The organism is Exiguobacterium sp. BG5(2022), from assembly GCF_031844365.1.
Lineage (GTDB): Bacteria > Bacillota > Bacilli > Exiguobacteriales > Exiguobacteriaceae > Exiguobacterium > Exiguobacterium profundum.
In genome coordinates this window covers 415,011-433,112 of sequence record NZ_JAUZVB010000001.1, presented here as the reverse complement: position 1 = coordinate 433,112, position 18,102 = coordinate 415,011, and the positions used below count along the sequence as shown (strand labels likewise).

15 protein-coding genes are annotated in these 18,102 nt (G+C 50.2%); 1 reads left to right on the top strand and 14 read right to left on the bottom strand.

The features are described from left to right. Genes rlmN through gmk form a run of 7 tightly spaced genes read right to left on the bottom strand, consistent with a single transcriptional unit; the run spans position 1 to position 8,246 of the window. Positions 1-1,086 carry a dual-specificity RNA methyltransferase RlmN gene (gene rlmN, locus Q9R25_RS02200; protein ID WP_214691069.1) on the bottom strand — a complete coding sequence of 362 codons (1,086 nt, stop codon included), beginning with the start codon at positions 1,084-1,086 and terminating at the stop codon, positions 1-3. A gap of 3 nt (positions 1,087-1,089) precedes the next feature. After that, on the bottom strand, positions 1,090-2,421 hold the full coding sequence (rsmB, locus tag Q9R25_RS02195; protein ID WP_214691070.1) for a 16S rRNA (cytosine(967)-C(5))-methyltransferase RsmB: 1,332 nt from the start codon (positions 2,419-2,421) through the stop codon (positions 1,090-1,092). Continuing rightward, entirely contained in the window at positions 2,408-3,808 is a 1,401-nt protein-coding gene (gene fmt, locus Q9R25_RS02190; RefSeq protein ID WP_159562071.1) for a methionyl-tRNA formyltransferase, read from the bottom strand. Before fmt ends, rsmB begins: the two co-directional genes overlap by 14 nt. Before the next feature lie 11 nt (positions 3,809-3,819). Beyond that, positions 3,820-6,144, bottom strand: coding sequence for a primosomal protein N' (priA, locus tag Q9R25_RS02185; RefSeq protein WP_311282748.1), 2,325 nt, complete (start codon positions 6,142-6,144; stop codon positions 3,820-3,822). Next, on the bottom strand, positions 6,141-7,331 hold the full coding sequence (coaBC, locus tag Q9R25_RS02180; RefSeq protein WP_269318078.1) for a bifunctional phosphopantothenoylcysteine decarboxylase/phosphopantothenate--cysteine ligase CoaBC: 1,191 nt from the start codon (positions 7,329-7,331) through the stop codon (positions 6,141-6,143). Before coaBC ends, priA begins: the two co-directional genes overlap by 4 nt. A gap of 58 nt (positions 7,332-7,389) precedes the next feature. Next, complete coding sequence (gene rpoZ, locus Q9R25_RS02175; protein WP_015881337.1) at positions 7,390-7,599, bottom strand: DNA-directed RNA polymerase subunit omega; 210 nt, start codon at positions 7,597-7,599, stop codon at positions 7,390-7,392. Further along, positions 7,599-8,246, bottom strand: coding sequence for a guanylate kinase (gmk, locus tag Q9R25_RS02170; RefSeq protein WP_031421596.1), 648 nt, complete (start codon positions 8,244-8,246; stop codon positions 7,599-7,601). Before gmk ends, rpoZ begins: the two co-directional genes overlap by 1 nt. Positions 8,247-8,377: 131 nt before the next feature. Here gmk and Q9R25_RS02165 point away from each other — a divergent pair, with 131 nt between their 5' ends. After that, positions 8,378-10,069 carry an Rqc2 family fibronectin-binding protein gene (locus Q9R25_RS02165; protein ID WP_311282747.1) on the top strand — a complete coding sequence of 564 codons (1,692 nt, stop codon included), beginning with the start codon at positions 8,378-8,380 and terminating at the stop codon, positions 10,067-10,069. Between the two features lie 46 nt (positions 10,070-10,115). Here the strand turns inward: Q9R25_RS02165 and Q9R25_RS02160 are convergent, their stop codons facing one another. The 7 genes from Q9R25_RS02160 to carB all read right to left on the bottom strand — a co-directional run bounded on the left by Q9R25_RS02160 (position 10,116) and on the right by carB (position 18,102). Continuing rightward, positions 10,116-11,054 (bottom strand): FUSC family protein, encoded by a 939-nt coding sequence (locus Q9R25_RS02160; RefSeq protein ID WP_074037299.1) that lies wholly within the window; start codon positions 11,052-11,054, stop codon positions 10,116-10,118. Next, positions 11,051-11,881 carry a hypothetical protein gene (locus tag Q9R25_RS02155; RefSeq protein ID WP_074037301.1) on the bottom strand — a complete coding sequence of 277 codons (831 nt, stop codon included), beginning with the start codon at positions 11,879-11,881 and terminating at the stop codon, positions 11,051-11,053. Before Q9R25_RS02155 ends, Q9R25_RS02160 begins: the two co-directional genes overlap by 4 nt. 89 nt (positions 11,882-11,970) lie before the next feature. After that, a complete protein-coding gene (gene pyrE, locus Q9R25_RS02150; protein ID WP_214691074.1) occupies positions 11,971-12,597 on the bottom strand; it encodes an orotate phosphoribosyltransferase in 627 nt (208 codons plus the stop codon). After that, entirely contained in the window at positions 12,581-13,285 is a 705-nt protein-coding gene (pyrF, locus tag Q9R25_RS02145) for an orotidine-5'-phosphate decarboxylase (RefSeq protein WP_215244059.1), read from the bottom strand. Before pyrF ends, pyrE begins: the two co-directional genes overlap by 17 nt. Then, positions 13,260-14,186: a dihydroorotate dehydrogenase gene (locus tag Q9R25_RS02140; protein WP_214691076.1), complete on the bottom strand. Its 927-nt coding sequence runs from the start codon at positions 14,184-14,186 to the stop codon at positions 13,260-13,262. The genes pyrF and Q9R25_RS02140 overlap by 26 nt, the downstream gene beginning before the upstream one ends. Continuing rightward, positions 14,183-14,902, bottom strand: a complete 720-nt coding sequence (locus tag Q9R25_RS02135; RefSeq protein ID WP_215244060.1) for a dihydroorotate dehydrogenase electron transfer subunit — start codon at positions 14,900-14,902, stop codon at positions 14,183-14,185. The genes Q9R25_RS02140 and Q9R25_RS02135 overlap by 4 nt, the downstream gene beginning before the upstream one ends. Continuing rightward, the gene (gene carB, locus Q9R25_RS02130) at positions 14,899-18,102 is read right to left on the bottom strand and encodes a carbamoyl-phosphate synthase large subunit (protein WP_159562063.1); all 3,204 of its coding nucleotides are present in this window, start codon (positions 18,100-18,102) and stop codon (positions 14,899-14,901) included. The genes Q9R25_RS02135 and carB overlap by 4 nt, the downstream gene beginning before the upstream one ends.

Genomic DNA, 18,102 nt, shown 5'->3' with positions numbered 1-18,102 from the left:
TTACCTCGTTTCTTGTTCGCGCTCCTTCGCTCGAAGCTGTCCACAAGCGGCATCGATGTCCGACCCTTGCTCGCGACGGATTGTCACGTTCACATTGCGGTCTTTGAGCACTTTTTCGAAGGCAAAGATTTGAGCTCGCGGTGTCCGTACATAGTCACGTTCGAGTACATGGTTGACGGGAATCAAGTTGACGTGACATTTGATTCCTTTTAACAGGTCTGCCAAGAGATGGGCATATTCTTCCGTATCGTTGACACCACCAAAGAGTCCATATTCAAACGTGATGCGACGTCCGCTCTTCTCTGTGTAATAACGGACCGCATCCATCAACTTGTCCAAGTCAAAGGCACGGTTGATCGGCATGAGCTTGGTACGCAATTCCGTCGTCGGTGCGTGAAGTGAAATGGCGAAGTTGATTCGCATACCTTCATCGGCAAACTTGTAAATCTTCGGAACAATCCCACTCGTCGATACCGTGATGTGTCGTGCTCCGATGTTGAGTCCATTGTCATGATTGACAGTACGTAAGAAACGCATTAACTCATCGTAGTTATCGAACGGTTCGCCGATTCCCATGACGACGATAGAGTCGACGCGCTCTTCTGTCGCGTCTAATGCACGTTGTACGTCGAGCACTTGAGCTGTGATTTCCCCGGCTTCTAAGTTTCGTTTCAAGCCGCCGAGTGTCGAGGCACAGAACGTACATCCGATCCGGCAACCGACTTGTGTCGTGACACAAATCGAGTTTCCGTATTCGTGACGCATGAGTACCGTTTCAATTGAGTACCCGTCCTGAAGTTCAAACAAGAACTTGATTGTGCCGTCTTGGGATTCCTGCTTGACCAATTCTTTTAACGTCGTCAATTGGAACGATGCCTCTAATTTGTCTCGAAGCGCTTTCGGAACGTTGGTCATATCATCAAAAGTCGTGACCCGTTTGACGTACATCCAATCATATAATTGTTTCGCACGGAATGCCTTTTCTCCTGCCTCGATCACCCATGCCTCAAGTTCTGGAAACGTCAACGAATAGAGTGACGGTTTTGCGCCTACGAGTGGATTCTTTTCTACTGCTTTTGGATTCATGTTTTATACCTCTTTCTTAAATGCGGCGATATAGAAGCCGTCGGTCCCGAATGTCGTCGGTAATAATTTTAGTTCAGCACGGTCCGATTCCATCATCGGACGAACAGATTGTGGGAGACGACCTTTGAGCGTTTCGTCCCACATCAACCCTTTCGACAGAATATAGTCAGCCTGCGTCTCATTTTCAGACGGGTCGATTGTACATGTCGAGTAAACTAGCGTACCACCTGGTTTGAGCAGTGGCAATACGGCATCAATGATTTGTCTTTGTATCTTTGGTAAGTTTTCGAGTTGAGCTTTGTCCTTCGTCCATTTAATATCCGGCTTTCGACGAATGACGCCAAGGCCCGAACAAGGGACATCTAAAAGAATCCGGTCAAAGCTTTCTTCTTCAAACCGTTCACCTGCTAAACGAGCATCAAGGGCAAGTGCGGTCACTCCATTGATGTGTAGACGTTTGGCTTGTTGATCAATCAATTTTGCTTTATGTGGATGAAGGTCAAGCGCGGTGAGCGATCCACCTTGCATTCGCTCTGCCGTATGCATCGCCTTGCCGCCTGGCGCGGCACATGCGTCTAGGATGACATCGTCTTTCGACACGTTGAGTGCATCCGCGACAATCATGGAGCTCTCATCTTGAATCGATAGAAGACCTTCCTCGATAAACGGGGTCGCATGGACATTACCAGACTCTACGACAAGTCCATCAGCAGATAGTTCAGAACGTGACGTCATGACGCCAGCGTCAGCCAACCGGTTCATCATCTCATCCACTGAAATACGCTTTCGGTTGACCCGAATCGTAACAGGAGCAGGTTCATTGTTTAATCGGCAAATCGCTTCTGCCGTTTCCACACCATATAACTCAATCCAATCTGATACGAGCCATTCCGGATGACTGTGCTCGATGGCGATTCGTTCTGCATCGGTCAAGCCACTAAAGTCCGGAAACCCTTCCCGAAGCACATTTCGTAACACCCCGTTTACGAATTTGCTCGTTCCGAGGTGATGACCTCGTTTCTTCGCGATTTCGACCGCCTCGTGTAGGACGGCCCGGTCGGGTACTTTATCAAGATAGAAGAGTTGATAAACGCTCATCCGAAGAAGCGGGAGGACAAACTTATCTAGCTTCTTCGGCGAACGGATACGGTCTTTCAAAATATAATCGAGCGTCCCTTTGCGACTGAGCGTCCCATATACGAGTTCGGTATAGAGACCGACATCTTTTGGGGCAACTTTTTTTTGTTTCAATGTATCATTGACGGCAATCGTCGAATACGCGCCGCCCTGTTCAATTTTCATCAGCGTATCAAGCGCTGCTTCACGTACGTTCATGAGTTCCTCCTAATCGGTCGCCAATCCGTAGCTTTTGTCCGGCGCCACGCATGAAGGTTGCACCATCCATCCGTTTCTTACCTGCGGGTTGCAAATCGGTCACTTTGATTGCGACGTCGTTCCCTGTCGCCACGACAAATCCGTCTTCTTCCAGACGAATGACTTCTCCCGACTGTCCCGTTCCTGTCGTTTTTTCTCCCATGAACAATTTCACTCGTTCGCCTTCAAGCGTTGAATAGGCCGTCGGGAATGGATTCATTCCTCGAATATGGTTGTAGATGGACTCGCCATGCTTCGTCCAATCAATCTGTTCACGCTCACGGCTGATGTTCGGAGCAAACGTCACGTCTCGCTCGTCTTGAGGCACCGCCTCAATCCACCCTTCCAAGAAGGCCGGAAGCGTACGGATGAGAAGATCGCTTCCTGCTACAGCCAGTTTATCAAATAAAGACCCGACTGTATCCGTCTCTTCGATAGGTACGATGGTATTGGCAATCATGTCCCCTGCATCTAACTTGTCGACCATGTACATGATCGTCACACCAGTCTCCGACTCCCCATCAAGAATGGCTTGATGAATCGGGGCACCTCCGCGATATTTCGGAAGGAGGGAGGCATGTACGTTGATGGCTCCGTGAGGTGGGGCTTCTAGAAGGGCGGTCGGCACGATTTGTCCGTACGCCGCCGTCACAATCAAATCAGGCTTCAGCTCTAAAATTTCTGCATAGTCTGTGCGCACTTTTTCAGGCTGCAACACGGGAATACCGTGACGAAGCGCACACTCTTTTACTGGAGTCGGCTTAAGTTCACGTTTTCGCCCGACCGGTTTATCCGGTTGCGATACGACACCTACGACATTGTATCCTTCTTCAAGCAGTCGCTCAAGTACCGATACGGCGAACGTCGGCGTCCCCATGAAGACGATGCGTTTGTCTTTTCCAGGGTTCGGGACGGCGAGCTTGTCTGTGAACAAGACGCCATCCAAATGATCCATCTCATGTTGAATCGCACGAGCGAAAAAGCCGCTCGCTTGAATCGTATGTGTCCGCCCTTTCAAATCTTGATTCTTGACGACGATCGACTCGTGTCGTTCCACGAATCCGAATTCGCCTGGGATGCTCAAACATCCCTCTAGTCCAACTTCTCGACCGGATGTTTCAATGATTTCCGGGTTGATCAAGACGAGCGGTCCCGTCTCATCATCGGTATGGACGACCGCGAGCCGCTGGTTCAAATTGACTTGCGGTGCCGCGACACCAACTCCGTCATACTCATACATCGTATCAAACAATCGGTCGACAGTCTGACGCAATTTTTTATCAAACTTTGTCACTGGTTCGCACGTTACGCGCAAAATGTCATTAGGTACTTCTACTACTTTATACATGTCTCTCCACCTCACATGAATACGTATGGGTTCACATCGATACTCATTTGATATTCTTTCTTGCTGATTGCTTTGGCTCTCGCTTGCTGTAATCGTGCCAGCTCCACATAGAGTGCTTCGGGTTGTTTTGTTTTAATGAATACTTGATAACGATAGGCGTTCTTCAATTTCGATAACGGTGCCGGCATCGGTCCATTCAAGCGACTATTCTCCACGTGCGCTTGTAAAAAGTCTGATGCGAACAATTCTGCCTCGGCCTTGGCGACAAGGGGATTTTCCGCCGAAAACGTGACGAGCGTTAAAAACCAGTAAGGAGGATGATTTCCGACTTGTCTGAGTCCCATCTCTTTGTCGAAAAATGTCTCATAATCATGTTCACTCGCAGTCTCGATCACATAATGGTCCGGGTTATACGTTTGGACGAACGCCTCACCCGGAAGTTTTCCGCGCCCGGCTCTTCCTGCCACTTGCGTGACAAGTTGGAAGGTGCGTTCGGTCGCCCGAAAGTCAGGCATCCCGAGTGTCGCATCCGCCGCGAGTACCCCGACGAGGGTGACGTTTGGGAAGTCGAGCCCCTTGGCAATCATCTGCGTGCCAAGTAAGATGTCGGCCTCCCCTTCTTCGAAACGACGCAACAACTGCTCATGTGAACCTTTTCGAGACGTCGTATCCTGGTCCATTCGGATGATGCGCGCTTCTGGAATCCGGTTCAACAGTTCCGTCTCGATTTTTTGTGTGCCCGACCCGAACTGTTTGATTTTCTTACTATTGCAGGATGGACACGTCGAAGGCATACCGACCTCGTAACCGCAGTAGTGACACTTCAACCGATCTCCATATTGATGATATGTCAAATTGACGGCACAATGCGGACATGTCATGCCTTCCCCGCAGTCCCGGCACATGACGAACGTCGTGAATCCACGACGGTTCAATAAAATGACGCACTGCTCTTTTTTCTCGATCCGGTCGAGAATCCCTTGGAACAATTCTTTCGAGAACATCGTCGTATTGCCTTTCGCCAATTCACGGCGCATATCGATAATGTGGACCGGTGGCATCTCTCCACCATACCGTTCTTTCAAATGCAAATAGTGATAGACGCCTTTTTGTGCCCGAGCATACGATTCAAGTGAAGGGGTCGCACTGCCCAACACGACGGGACACCCATGATAGCGGGACCGCCAGATGGCAACATCGCGCGCATGATAACGAGGATTTTCCTCTTGCTTGTACGTCGTCTCGTGCTCTTCATCTAAGATGATGAGACCGAGTCGGTCGAGCGGGGCAAAGATTGCAGAACGGGCACCAACGACGACGTCGACTTCATTTCGTTTAATCTTACGCCACTCGTCGTACTTCTCACCTTTAGACAGAGCGCTATGCAGCACGGCGACCCGATCGCCGAAACGACGTTTGAAGCGTTTGACCATCATCGGAGTCAAACTGATTTCGGGAACGAGTAAGATGGCTTGTTTCCCTTCATCGATGACTTGTCCGATTGACTCTAAATAGACTTCGGTCTTCCCGCTTCCCGTCACACCGTGGACGAGTAACGTCTCACCCGCGTCAGCCTCATGAATGGCCCGAACCGCGTTGGCTTGACTGTCGTTCAATTGAACCGATTCCTCGACTTGCTCGATTGTCGCGTACGGGTCACGATTCAACTCGACCTCGGTCAATCGAACCGCTCCGAGTTCCGCAAGTTTCTGCAGTTGTGGGCGAGTCAGCCCAATTTGGCGAAGTGCCGACCAATACATGCGTGGGGTCTCCTCAAGTTGGCGGACCGCTTCTAGTTGTTTTTTCGCACGTTTCGAGACGACTGTCGCATCGAGGAGTTCGACGACGACGTCGGTCTTAAGGGTCTTCTTTTCTTTTAAGACGGGTGCTAAGGTCAGCTCCCCTTTTTTAGCGAGTCCTAGAATGACTGACTGAACTTCTTTCGGATACTCCGATAAATGCGTTCCGAGACGGACCCCATCAGGGACTTGTCCTTCTTTGATTTCTTTGTCATAACTGACCTTGAGCGCGGCCGGAAGCATCGCAAGCAAGGCGGATGAACGAAAGCAAAGTGTCGTCTCTTTCACATGGATGGATAAAGCGAGCAGTTCGTCAGTGAGTGAAGATTCCTCATCTAACAGCGCTTCTAACGGTTTCAATCCTTCCCTCGTCCCATCTGACGTACCAACAACGATTCCGAGGAGACGTCGTGAGCCGAATGGGACGGAGACGCGCATGCCCGGTTCAATCAAAGCTTCAAATTGTTCAGGTACTTCATAATCAAACGGACGGTCAATCGTGATCACCGGTGCATCGACATGTACATGTGCAATCATTGGACCGCTTCCTTAAAATGTGTGAGCAACTCGAACGCCAACGCTTTCTTCGATTGTTTCGGAAGTCTAAGTGACGTCCCGTCAGCTTGGAACAAGACGACTTCATTGTCGTCCGCCCCGAATCCGACGTCACTGCCAGACACATCGTTCGCCACAAGGTAATCGACGTTTTTTCGCTTCAGCTTAGCTGCCGCGTGCTCCTCGAGTCGTTCCGTCTCAGCAGCAAATCCGACCAACACTTGATGGGTCTTCTTCTCACCGAGTGATTTTAAAATGTCTGTCGTTTCTTCAAGTTCAATCGTAAGTGGACCGTGGACTTTTTTATGTTTTTCCGAATGAATCGTTTTTGGACGATAATCCGCAACTGCCGCTGATTTCACGACGAGGTCTGAATCCTCAAAACGGCTTGTCACTTCGCGCAGCATCTCCTCACTTGACTTGACGGGAACCGCTGTCACGCCTTCCGGGACAGGAACTTGGAGCGGCCCGTGGACGAGCGTGACACGGGCACCCATGTCCCGAGCCACCTCAGCGAGTGCGACGCCCATTTTCCCTGACGAATCATTGGATAAGTAACGGACGGGGTCGATGCGTTCGACAGTCGGGCCAGCCGTGATCAAGACATCTTTTCCAAGATATAGTTTCGGAACGAATTGGCTTTCGATGATGCGAACTAAGTCTTCCGGTTCAGGCAGACGTCCCCCGCCAATCCATCCGCAAGCCAAGTTGCCGACACCGGGTTCAATCAACTGATAGCCGTATGATTTTAACGTCTCGATGTTCCGCTGAGTGGCAGGATGTTCGAGCATGTTCACATTCATCGCCGGTGAGATGATGACCGGGCATTTCGCAGCCAAAACGGACGTCGTAATGAAGTCATCCGCAATCCCGTTCGCCAATTTTGCGATCGTATTTGCCGTCGCCGGAGCCACGACAATCAAATCGCTCGAGTCGACGACATCGATATGAGCAATCTTTGTCGGGTCATGCTCTTCGAAAACGTCCGTATAGACCGGGTTGCGACTGAGCGCCTGGAAGGTCGTCTGACCTACGAATTGTTCCGCCGATTTCGTCATCGCGACGCGAACATTCGCTCCGGCTTGAACCAATTTCGATGTGAGCGCACACGCCTTGTAGGCGGCGATGCCACCACTCACACATAATAAAATAGTACGATCCTTCACCATTCCCAAACTCCCCCTTATAGACAATGAGACCCAAGTCGCAAACGACTTGGGTCACACTTCATCCGTTGTTTTTTTCGTTCACGATGATTGTCGTATCACCCGAAAATAGTTCTTCTAACGCTTGACCGACCGGCTTATATGATTTTGGCTCGGCGACTTTCGGTGCTTTTCCATCTTGAATCTGACGCGCCCGTTTTGCAGCGACCGTAACGATCGTGTATTTTGACGGGATAGTACGTTGTAAGGCATCAATCGAAGGGTATAACATTAAATGACCTCCATCATGGCTTTTTTATAGAGTGACGCAACACGTTCACGTTTACAATGCTCGGCTGTCACGATCGCTTTAATTCGATCGATGGCTTTGTCGACCTCGTCGTTCGTGACGACATAATCGTAGGCGTCCATCAACTCGATTTCTTCACGCGCGACGAGCAGGCGTTGCTTAATGACTTCTTCTGACTCCGTGCCTCGTCCGATGAGACGATTGCGAAGTTCTTGAAGACTTGGTGGTGCCAAGAATAAAAAGACGGCTTCTGGGAGAAGTTCCTTCACTTGGAACGCCCCTTGCACCTCAATTTCAAGAATGACATCTTGGCCGCTTTCGAGCGTTTCACGCACCCACTCTACAGGCGTCCCGTAATAGTTACCGACAAATTCGGCATGTTCAAGCAGTTCTTTTTGTTCGATCATCCGTTCGAACTCTTCTCTCGATTTGAAGAAGTAATGCACTCCTTCAACTTCCCCTTCACGTGGTTTTCGGGTCGTCGCCGACACCGAATATTGAAGGTTGTTGTCCTCTTCCTCGCGAAGAGCACGGCAAACGGTCCCTTTTCCGACACCGCTCGGTCCAGACAAAACGATTAATAATCCTCGTTCTTTAAAATTCACTGCAAGCCCTCCATCTTCTAACATCACATTTAATTATAATAGCAGTCAATCAATTGTCCCGGCAAGAAGAAGTTCGGATTTCCTACTCCATCGTACCATATTTTCTGTTTTTCTGATAACGTAGAGACAGAAAATGAACAAAGGTGATGAGATCATTGGCTTATGATGGATTAATGACATATCGTGTCGTACAAGAATTACAATCGCTCGTCGGAGGGCGAATCAACAAGGTACATCAACCGTATTCGCTCGATTTGATGCTTCAAATTCGCTCGAATCGTCAGAACGCGCAACTCTTGATATCAGCAAACGCGATGTATGCCCGTCTTCAGTTGACGGATACACAGATTAAAAACCCACAAGAACCGCCGATGTTTTGCATGATGCTCCGCAAACATGTGGAAGGTGGATTCATCACGGCGGTCGAACAAATCGGAAGGGACCGTGTCATCGTCATATCGGTCCGCTCTCGTAACGAGCTCGGCGATGAAGAATCGAAGAAAGTATACATCGAATTGATGGGGCGCCACTCGAACGTCGTCTTGACGACGGAAGAAGGCAAAATATTAGATGCAATCAAGCATCTACCTCCTTCTCAAAACACGTATCGGACCATCATGCCGGGTAGTGACTATCTCCTTCCTCCGGAACAACATAAGTTCGATCCATTGACCGAGATGACAGAAGGATTGAAACGAATCGATTGGAACGCCGGCAAGCTCGATAAACAGATAGTCTCCACGTTCGCCGGTGTCAGTCCGCAAATCGCACAGGAAGTTCTTCATCTCGCAAAAACGCCGAATCGAGATTCCTTACAGCAAGCATTTGAGAACGTCCTTCGTCAACTCGATGGTCCCTACGTTTTCCAACAACTTGCGAATGGTAAAGAACGATTCGCTCCGATTGCATTGACAGCCGGGGACATCGAAACCGAGGAAACGTATGAATCGAGTAAAGAAGTGCTCGACCGTTTCTACTATGAAAAAGCGAACCGTGACCGTGTGAGACAACAAGCGCACGATGTCGAACGTCTCCTTAAATCAGAACTCGAAAAGAATCAATTAAAACAGCGTCGTCTCTTAGACGACATGAAGGCGACGGAGCGGGCGGATGAGTTACAAAAATACGGCGAGCTGTTGACGACGTATCTATTCCAACTCGAGAAAGGGATGCGTGTCGCCGAAGTCGTCGATTATTATGACGAGAACGGTGCAATCCTCTCCATTCCGCTCGACCCACTCAAAACACCGAATGAGAATGCGCAGCAATACTATAAGAAATACAACAAACTAAAAGTAGCCAAAGTCGAAGTGAAGAAACAGATGGAGTTGAACGATGCAGAAATCGAATATTTAGAGACGCTCATCGCCCAACTCGACGTCGCTTCCCCGTCCGATCTTCTTGAGATTCGCGAGGAGCTTGCAGAAGAAGGCTACATCCGTCAAAAACGTCAAAAGAAAAAAGCAAATCCGAAAATTTCGCTTGAAGCGTACACGTCCTCGACCGGAACAGAATTCTTTGTCGGGAAGAACAATACGCAAAACGACCATCTGACGTTCAAGTTCGCACGACGTGATGAGATATGGCTTCATGTCAAAGATATTCCTGGGTCTCACGTGATTATCCGCTCGACGGAACCAGACGAGACGACATTACTAGAAGCCGCATCAGTCGCCGCCTACTTCTCGAAGGCACGTGCATCAAGTGGCGTGCCTGTCGATTACACACGCGCCCGTTTCGTGAAAAAACCGAGCGGTGCGAAACCGGGATTTGTCATCTATACAGATCAACAGACCGTCTACGTGACTCCGGATGAGCAATTGATGAAGTCATTGAAACAATCGTAAACATGAAGACCCGTCATGATCATGGCGGGTCTTCTACGTATAGAGTTCAGATTTTCGGATCATGCTTAAACGCCTCGAGCTGTTCATGATAGTCGAGCAAATGCCCGTGTAAAATTTCTGAAACGGATAAATCTTCATGTGGAAGTTTGAAGAGCGAATAGGGCTTGTCACATGTATAGAGAATGTCGTGATGATGCGCTAGTAAATATAAAAATTCTGACTCAAATGCCTGACGCTCTTCCTCGCTCATCAACAGGAAAGCTTCTCGATGCTCGGCGAGGCTCTCTAGCAACAAGACCAGCTTGTCTTCAAGGTGAATCAACAAACGGTATTGTTTGATTGTCATATATTTCAATTTGACGTTCGTCACTTTCATGTCCTCTTGGAGCATCATATGAAGCTCCTGATGGCCAAGGATGCGGGCTCGCGTTTCTAGCAGCTCTGCCGGGGAACCGACGAGCTCTCGCCAGTGATGGAACAAGTAAGAAGAAGTCTTACGTACCTCGTTCAATAACCGGTCCTCATAACGAGGAGGCATGAACGCGTAATTGACACCGAGTGAAACGAATACACCAACCGCCGTTAATAGAGAACGGGTCCACGCATAATGGAAGAAGTCCGATGTAGGACTTTCGAGCATCATGACGATGGCAAATGCCGCATACGTCGACATGTGGGTTTTATCGAACGTCGTGTTAAGCGTGAGCGAAACGATGACGGCTAATCCAATCGAGAGCGGATTGACACCGAACAAATAGACGATGAAGAGCCCGCACATAAGACCGACGACCGTTCCGAATATGCGACTGAATACGATTTTAGACGATCGCTTGACGGTCGGTTGCATCGCCACAACTGCTGCGATGGCTCCCATCCCTGAATAAATCCCGAAGATATACCACGAGATGGCGACGGTGATGGCGACGGCAATTCCAGTTTTTAACGTACGTAACCCGATTTTCGGGATGTATCGTTGTCCATTCATTTGAGTTCGACCTTTCCTGTCTCAGAAATCAGTTCCACCACCGGTCGATTCGATGTCGACAATTGATACACACCCGGTTCGACTTCTTCGTAACGGTCGCTACTCGAGACTTTTCCGGTCGTCGTCACGTTCACTTGTCCTGTCGCATGTTTCGGCGCGTAACTAAGCGTCCCAGCTTCCGTTTGGATGGTCATCGCTTGATTGACGACAACATCGCTGACGGTCGCATGACGATAAGAGCGAATGTCACCGTTCACAAGTCGTGCCGATTCGATAGTCGTATCGCTTTTCGATTCAATCCGTAGACGATCACTATCAATCTGTTTCAAATTGACGGCATTCACATCCATAACAATCGTCTTCGCATTTAATCCTTGTCCTGTCACCTGCTCCGCTCCCAGATGAACCGATGTCATCGAGCTCGGCAAAGCGACTTTAATTTTATAGCGCGACGGTTCATCGCTCGCTCGACTTCCGAAATAGCTGAACCATCCATATCGCTCGACGACGTAGATGGTATCACCGACTGACTTGACTTTGATGCGGCGTTCTTTCGAATTAGTCTGCATCACTTCAATCTGTACCTTTTCATTTGGACTACGAACGAATTCCACATTCCCATGGTCTGTTTCGAGTCGCAATTTCTTCATTTGATATCGGTCTTCATACTGGTCTCCTAGCGCTAATAAATGGCTGAACACAAATAAATTCACTAAAAAGAGCGCTGGGATGATTATCAAGACGAGACCGAAGGCGACTTTACGATGTTTTGGAATTGCACGAAATCGTGCGTTCCATGTCTTCTCTTTGCTTCTTGAATACGCCATATGCCTCTCCTTTTCGAATCACTTCCGTTATTTTACCATGAAGTATGACATATGCCGAATCGAAAAAGAATCCGCCCGAAGGTGGATTCTTAAGAGGTGACGAGGTCGCTCCACGCACGAGGATCTTCTTGCCAGTCGCGAAGCGAATCGAGCTCCGAACGGTTTAGAACGCCCGTACTCTCTGCCACTTCAATCAATTCTGAGAACGTTGTCAACGATGTTGCCGTCAGATCTGCATCGCTTAGATTCTTCTGAAGAACCGGTAATCCGTACGAGAAGATGGCTTGAATCCCAATGACGTCACCACCCGCCTGACGAATCGCCTTCGCCGCATCGATACTCGACATCCCGGTCGACAATAAATCCTCGATGACGAGTACTCTAGCGCCTGCCTCGAGTCTTCCTTCAATTTGATTGCCTTTCCCATGCCCTTTTGCACTCGAACGGACATAAATGAATGGAAGCCCGAGTCGGTCAGCGAGCAATGCCCCGTGAGGGATACCTGCCGTGGCCGTCCCTGCGATCACATCGACATCGGTCGGATTCACTGACTTCACCAATCCATCGACGATGACTTGACGCACTTTCGGATAACTGAGTGTGAGTCGATTGTCGCAGTAGATCGGACTCTTCAATCCGCTCGACCATGTATACGGCTCAGTCGGTGATAGTGTGACGGCTTCAATCTGTAAAAGTGCCTCAGCGATTTGTTTCATTCATTTGTCCCCATTCCTTCATAAATTGGTCGTACATGGCCATCGGATCAGTCGCACGTGTAATCGGTCGGCCGACGACAATTGAGTGAACGCCCGCCAATCTCGCTTCCTGTGGCGTCGCGATACGGACTTGATCATCCTCGGTTGCACCGAGTCGGATGCCAGGTGTGACCGTCATGAACGTGTTCCCTAGTTTTTGATGAATCGCTTTCGCTTCTTGAACGGATGCGACTACTCCGTCAAGTCCTGCCTGCTTCGCAAGTGTCGCTTGTCTGAGAACGGCTAGATCGAGTCGTCCAGCAATCCCGAGCTCTGTCTGCATCATTCGTTCATCTGTCGACGTCAACTGTGTGACCCCGATCAATCGAGTCGTATCGTTTGCCTGACGTAACCCGTCTAACGCATAACGCATCATCTTTTCGCCGCCTAATGTGTGGACATTCGTCACAGCCACCCCGAGCTTTCCGATTTGTCGCATCGTACGGCGTGCCGTCTCCGGGATATCGTGTACTTTCACATCTAGAAAGACCGGATAACCCTCGTCGACCAATTCTTCGACAAAGCGTGCGCCTTCCCGATAAAAGAGTTCCATCCCGACTTTGACAGCCGGTCGGTTTGAAAATCGTTTTAACAAATGAAACGCTTCGTCCCGCGTTTCAACGTCAAGGGCGAGATACAAGTTGCGCATAGGCCTTCCCCCTCACATCCAAAATATGTTCGATTCCGAGTGAATCAAGTCGTGCCGGTAACGCTTCAATGATTTCCTGACAGACGTATGGATTTTCAAAGTTCGCCGTCCCGACGGCAACGGCAGAAGCCCCCGCGTAAATAAACTCGAGCACATCGTCGACCGTCCGAACCCCGCCCATGGCGATGATAGGAATGTCGACCGCTTGTGCGACTTCATACACCATCCGGACCGCTACCGGTTTGATGGCTGGACCGGATAACCCACCGATTTGGTTCGCTAAAATCGGTCGACCTGTCTCGATATTGATTCGCATCCCTACGAGTGTGTTGATCATCGTCAAGCCGTCCGCCCCGGCTGCTTCGACGGCTCGCGCCATGTCGGTGATTGACGTGACGTTCGGAGACAGTTTGACATAGACCGGCTTACTTGAAGCCGCTTTGACGAGTCGTGTAAGTTCTGCGGCCATCACCGGGTCCGTCCCAAACTGCATGCCTCCACATTTCACGTTCGGACACGAGATGTTCAATTCAATGGCTTTAATCGTCGGGTCGGCACTGATTCGACGGGCGACTTCCACGTATTCATCTGGCGTCGAACCGGCAACGTTGGCGATGATTTCCGTGTCGAACGTCGAGAGAAATGGTAACTTTTCTTCGATGATCGCATCGACTCCCGGATTTTGAAGACCGATCGCGTTGAGCATACCCTGTGCCGTTTCGGCAACACGTGGGGTCGGATTACCGAATCTCGACTCCTCCGTCGCTGCCTTGATCATGATCCCTCCCAAAATCGAGAGGTCGTACAACTTCGCGAATTCCTCCCCAAATCCGAAACATCCGGAAGCCGGAATGATTGGATTTTTTAAACGAAGACCTGGTAACTCGACATTCAATCTCATAACAGCACCTCTTCCGCATTGAATACCGGACCGTCACTACAGACTTTCACATAGCCGTCCGGCGCTTGACAGACACAGGCAAAACAAGCACCTATGCCACAACCCATCCGATTCTCGATCGAGAGATATCGTTCAGGAATTGGTGAAGCGGCGACTGCTTTTAACATCGCTTCCGGACCACAACTGAACAACACATCGGCTTGGATGCGTGCGAGGGGGCCAGTGACGAAGCCAAGCTCCCCGTGAGTACCGTCTACTGTCGTGATGATCGTCTCACCAAGTTCACGAAAGGCTTCTTCATAAAAGACGCTTTCTTTTGAATCAAACCCGAGAATTGCAATCGTTTCAATCCCCATCTCATGTAGTCGACGTCTGACGTAGTAAAGCGGTGGGACCCCAATCCCACCTCCGACCAGGACGACTCGCTTTCCATGTTGCGCCAGTGGAAAACCGTTCCCGAGCGGACCAAGGACGTCTAGCGTGTCCCCCACTCGTTTCCCTGCCAGCTCAGTTGTCCCTTCCCCAATCACTTTGTATAAGAAGGTGATTTCGTCCCCCTCGACGTTCGCCACCGATAACGGCCGACGTAACAGACCGGACGTCTTGATGTGAAAGAATGTCCCAGGGGCGACCTCCACCCCAGGGCAACGTACTTTCATTTCCATCGTCGCTTTGGCGATTTGCCGGTTGCTCACAATCGTCACGTCATGTCTCATACCATCACCCCGAACGTTGTGAATGCCGGGATGCTGACCGTCTGGAACGACAGGCTTTCAATGACTTGTAACAAGGCTTCGACCGTATCGAGCGAGGTCAGGCAAAGCGTGCCCTGTTCGGCGGCCGTTCTTCGAATCAAGAACCCGTCTTTCGTGACGAGTGCGTCGCGGCTCGTCGTATTGATGATCAAGTCGACGTCTCCCCGCTCGATCACACTGAGCATCGTCTCACCGTCTTCTTGAATTTTCCCGACTCGACGAACACGCATCTGTTCCACTTCAAGACTATCAGCCGTCCCACTCGTTGCCATGAGGCGGAAACCGAGGCGGTCAAATCGTTTCGCCAAGGCGATGGCCTCGTCTTTGTCATGGTCGGCAATCGTCATGAGCACGTTCCCTTTCAAGGCGATGTTCATCCCTGCTGCAACGAGCCCTTTATAGAGCGCTTTTTCGAGCGTCCGGTCTGTCGCCATGACCTCTCCTGTCGACTTCATCTCGGGACCGAGCGATGGGTCTACCTCTTTCAATTTCGCGAACGAGAAGACCGGTACTTTGACCGAAATACTGTCCGACTCAGGATGAATGCCTGTCCCAAGACCTAGTTCTTTTAAACTCGTCCCAAGAATCGTTTGTGTTGCAATCCGTGCGACCGGTAACCCCGTTACTTTCGAGATGAATGGGACCGTCCGACTCGCACGTGGGTTTACCTCGATCACATACAGGTCATCCGCATAGACAAACTGGATGTTGAGAAGGCCTTTGATGCGGAACGCTTTCGCTAACTTGATTGTATAATCGACGACTTTTTGTTTCAGTTCTTCACTGAGTCGTTGAGGCGGATAGACGGCAATGGAATCGCCTGAGTGTACGCCGGCACGTTCGATATGCTCCATGATCCCTGGGATGTAGACGTCCGTCCCGTCACAGATGGCATCGACTTCAATCTCAATTCCTGTCAAGTAGCGATCGATGAGAACCGGTCGATCTTTCGAGGCGATGACCGCATGTCGCATGTACCGCTCGAGCTCTGACTGTTCATACACGATTTCCATCGCCCGTCCACCGAGGACGTACGATGGTCGAACGAGTACCGGATAGCCGAGCTCATTCGCACATGTGACAGCCTCTTCCACGTTTGTCGCAGTCTTTCCTGGTGGTTGAGCCAATCGTTCCGCTGACAATGTGGCTTCGAACGCCTTTCGGTCTTCGGCACGGTCGATATCTTCCAGCGTCGTCCCAAGAATTTTCACGCCGTTCGCTTCTAACGATGCCGCCAAGTTAATGGCAGTCTGTCCACCGAATTGGACGATGACACCTAGCGGGTTTTCGTTCTCGATGACCTCTAATACGTCTTCTGTCGTCAACGGTTCGAAGTACAATCGATCGGAGATGGAGAAGTCTGTCGAGACCGTTTCTGGGTTGTTGTTGATGATGATGGCTTCATATCCTGCATCTCGAATCGTTTCGATTGAGTGAACGGTCGCATAGTCGAACTCGACACCTTGTCCGATTCGAATCGGACCTGATCCAAGGACGAGGATGGACTCCCGGTCTGTCTTCACCGCTTCGTTCTCCACTTCATATGTCCCATAAAAGTATGGTGTCTCAGAAGCAAACTCGGCAGCACACGTATCGACCATCTTATAGACGGGACGAATGCTCCATTCTTTCCGTTTCGTGCGAACCGCTTCTGTATCCATCGACAGCATACGGGCGATTGCCACATCACTGAACCCTAGACGTTTCACATCCAGTAGACGTTCTGACGTCAACGGCTCCTTGATCAGTTGTTGCTCTGCCTGCCAGATCCGGTTCAATTTCTGTAAGTAGAATCGATCGATTTTTGTCAGTTGGTGTAGCGTTTCTACCGTGTATCCGCGACGAAGGGCCTCATAGACGATGAACAAACGCTCGTCTGTCGGATGAATGAGTCCATTCTCGAGCTGTTCTGTGTCTAGTGCTTGAAGTTGTGGAAGGTGGAGTTCTTCCATACCCAGTTCAAGCGAGCGAACCGCTTTTAGCAGAGCCTCTTCTAAATTCCGACCGATGGCCATGACCTCACCCGTTGCCTTCATTTGTGTGCCTAAGCGGCGATCCGCGGACTCAAACTTATCGAAGGCGAAGCGTGGGATTTTAGCGACGACGTAATCGAGCGCCGGTTCGAACGAGGCGTAGCTCGTCTCTGTGACCGGGTTTTTTAGTTCTGACAACTTGTAACCGACAGCGACTTTCGCAGCAAGCTTGGCAATCGGATAGCCTGTCGCTTTTGATGCGAGCGCTGAGCTCCGTGAAACACGTGGATTCACTTCGATGACATAGTACGTGAAACTGTCTGGGTCGAGTGCGAATTGGATGTTACACCCACCCTCAATACCGAGTGCCCGAATGATATCGAGCGAGACGCTGCGTAACATCTGATAATCCCGATCTGATAGCGTCTGCGTAGGGGCGAATACGATCGAGTCACCGGTGTGGACTCCAACCGGGTCAAAGTTTTCCATCGCACAGACGATGATGGCTTGGTCACTCGAGTCACGCATGACCTCGAACTCGACTTCTTTCATCCCGGCAATCGATTTCTCCAACAAGACTTGCGTAACAGGACTCGCCTTTAATCCAGATTCAACGATTTGCTCGAACGATTCCCGGTCATGGGCAATCCCGCCACCAGTTCCCCCGAGCGTGTACGCAGGTCGGATGATGATCGGGTATCCGATCCGTTCCGCAAATCCCCAGGCAGACTCGAGCGTATGGACAATCTCACTTTCAGGTACACCGTGACCGAGTTCGAACATCAAGTTACGGAACTGTTCCCGGTCCTCCGCCTGAACGATCGCAGACAATTTTGTTCCAAGAAGTTCCACGCCACAATCCCGCAAGACGCCCCGTTTGTCGAGTTCAAAAGCCAAGTTCAAACCCGTCTGCCCGCCAAGCGTGGCAAGGAGTGCATCCGGACGTTCCTGCCGGATGATTCGCTCGACGAATTCTGGTTCGAGCGGTTCGATATAGACACGGTCCGCCGTCGTCGGATCTGTCATGATGGTGGCCGGATTCGAGTTGACGAGGATGACTTCGTAGCCTTCTTCTTTCAAGGCAAGACATGCCTGTGTACCAGCATAATCAAACTCCGCTGCTTGTCCGATTACAATCGGTCCTGATCCAATTACGAGGATTTTCTGAATATCTGGTCGTTTTGGCAT

What these genes read in the sequence shown, in the direction of transcription:
- rlmN (WP_214691069.1), bottom strand. Translation starts at nt 1,086, where the DNA reads ATGAATCCAAAAGCAGTAGAAAAGAATCCACTCGTAGGCGCAAAACCG.
- rsmB (WP_214691070.1), bottom strand. Translation starts at nt 2,421, where the DNA reads ATGAACGTACGTGAAGCAGCGCTTGATACGCTGATGAAAATTGAACAG.
- fmt (WP_159562071.1), bottom strand. Translation starts at nt 3,808, where the DNA reads ATGTATAAAGTAGTAGAAGTACCTAATGACATTTTGCGCGTAACGTGC.
- priA (WP_311282748.1), bottom strand. Translation starts at nt 6,144, where the DNA reads ATGATTGCACATGTACATGTCGATGCACCGGTGATCACGATTGACCGT.
- coaBC (WP_269318078.1), bottom strand. Translation starts at nt 7,331, where the DNA reads ATGGTGAAGGATCGTACTATTTTATTATGTGTGAGTGGTGGCATCGCC.
- rpoZ (WP_015881337.1), bottom strand. Translation starts at nt 7,599, where the DNA reads ATGTTATACCCTTCGATTGATGCCTTACAACGTACTATCCCGTCAAAA.
- gmk (WP_031421596.1), bottom strand. Translation starts at nt 8,246, where the DNA reads ATGTTAGAAGATGGAGGGCTTGCAGTGAATTTTAAAGAACGAGGATTA.
- Q9R25_RS02160 (WP_074037299.1), bottom strand. Translation starts at nt 11,054, where the DNA reads ATGAATGGACAACGATACATCCCGAAAATCGGGTTACGTACGTTAAAA.
- Q9R25_RS02155 (WP_074037301.1), bottom strand. Translation starts at nt 11,881, where the DNA reads ATGGCGTATTCAAGAAGCAAAGAGAAGACATGGAACGCACGATTTCGT.
- pyrE (WP_214691074.1), bottom strand. Translation starts at nt 12,597, where the DNA reads ATGAAACAAATCGCTGAGGCACTTTTACAGATTGAAGCCGTCACACTA.
- pyrF (WP_215244059.1), bottom strand. Translation starts at nt 13,285, where the DNA reads ATGCGCAACTTGTATCTCGCCCTTGACGTTGAAACGCGGGACGAAGCG.
- Q9R25_RS02140 (WP_214691076.1), bottom strand. Translation starts at nt 14,186, where the DNA reads ATGAGATTGAATGTCGAGTTACCAGGTCTTCGTTTAAAAAATCCAATC.
- Q9R25_RS02135 (WP_215244060.1), bottom strand. Translation starts at nt 14,902, where the DNA reads ATGAGACATGACGTGACGATTGTGAGCAACCGGCAAATCGCCAAAGCG.
- carB (WP_159562063.1), bottom strand. Translation starts at nt 18,102, where the DNA reads ATGCCAAAACGACCAGATATTCAGAAAATCCTCGTAATTGGATCAGGA.